Below are 1,429 nucleotides of genomic sequence, written 5' to 3'. Positions count from 1 at the left end.
GGATGATAGATCTATATCCTATTGCGCAGCGATTTCAGACGTTTTAAGGTGGCCTTCCGAAAGATGNATAACTATTACCCCCATGAATGAAACTGAGGCTTGGNTTATAGCTGACGGAGGGGCGGTAACCAACGCGCTTGGCTACAATGGCTCTCCCGATGAAGTGGGTTTGCCGACTAATGCTCGTGCCGCAGAGCGTTTAACAGACCCAAAACAGATTCTTAGTACAGCCATCGAAGCTATAGCTGGCCGCCGCAGGCGGCTGAGCATAGAAGTACTTTTTCCTGCAATCGCTCAAAGACAACGATTAGAAATTCTTCGGGGCTCTGATTCGTTCAATCAATTTGAGAATCGCCTTCGGATTTGCTTACAATCTCTTGGATGCATTCGTTAATTAATTACGTAAGAAATCAAGCGAAGCTTAATGCATGGGAAATCTGGCTGGCAGTGGCTTGCAGCGCCGGCAGGAACTCCTCCCGCAGCTGCGCCTCGGTCACACGGGACGCATGGGTGCTGACGTTCATGGCGGCGATGAGCGCCCCGCCCCGGCCCCGGATGGGCACGGCGATGGAGCGCAGGCCCTCCTCCAACTCCTGATTCACCAGGGCCCAGCCCTGGCCGCCGGCCTGGCGTACGGCGGCCTTGACCGCCTCCACCGCGATGCCCGGGGTGGCGGCCAGGATGGCGTCCAACTCGGCATCCGGCAGGGCCGACAACAGCATCCGGCCCATGGAGGTGCGCGCCGCCGGCAGGCGGGTGCCGATGCTGATCTCGATGGACATGATGCGCTTCATGGGCACGCGCGCGACATAGACGATGTCCGTGCCGTCCAGCACGGAGATGGAGCAGGATTCCTGCACCCGCCCCACCAGTTCCTGCATGAGGGGCTGGGCGACACCCGTCAGGGTCAGGGATGACAGATACGCCAGGCCCAGGTTCAGCACCTTGGGCCGCAAGCTGAACAGCTTGCCATCGAAGGCGACATAGCCCAGGGCGCATAGGGTGTGCAGCAGGCGCCGGGCGGTGGCGCGCGTCACCTCCGCCCGTTTCGCCACCTGGGTCAGGGTCATGGGCGTGTGGGTGGCGCCGAAGGCCTCGATCACCGACAGGCCGCGCGCCAGGGCGCGCACGAATTCGCCCCCCTCCTCCCCCGTCTCCACATCCACCTCGGTCATCGGCCGCGCCTCCACCACGCAGGTGCACCGCCCACGGTGCCGTTGACAGGCCGGGGCGTCAGGTTCATTGTAATGTTCATTATACGGACATTTGTACGCTAGACGAACAAAAAGATGCGGCCGCCCCAAAAAAGGCGGCCGATGACTTCCCCGGGGAGGGACGGCCAAAGACGCCCCGCGATCGCCGACCAGGTGACCGCCACCAGGACGCCAGCCAGTCTCCCGCCCCCGCGATGACGGAGGAGTGCGTAGTC

Annotated in this window: 1 protein-coding gene; it reads right to left on the bottom strand. The window is 61.7% G+C overall.

Going from position 1 to position 1,429, the window contains the following annotated elements:
- Positions 1 to 410: 410 nt before the first annotated feature.
- A complete protein-coding gene (locus tag I55_RS20660) occupies positions 411 to 1,175 on the bottom strand; it encodes an IclR family transcriptional regulator C-terminal domain-containing protein (RefSeq protein WP_044562478.1) in 765 nt (254 codons plus the stop codon).
- Positions 1,176 to 1,429 lie beyond the last annotated feature (254 nt).

This window comes from Azospirillum sp. B4 (assembly GCF_000333275.1).
Lineage (GTDB): Bacteria > Pseudomonadota > Alphaproteobacteria > Azospirillales > Azospirillaceae > Nitrospirillum.
The sequence above is the reverse complement of the archived record's forward strand: the minus strand, read 5'-3'. Positions and strand labels throughout refer to the sequence as shown.

Coding starts and splice junctions, on each gene's coding strand:
- I55_RS20660 (WP_044562478.1), bottom strand. CDS start 1,175: ATGACCGAGGTGGATGTGGAGACGGGGGAGGAGGGGGGCGAATTCGTG.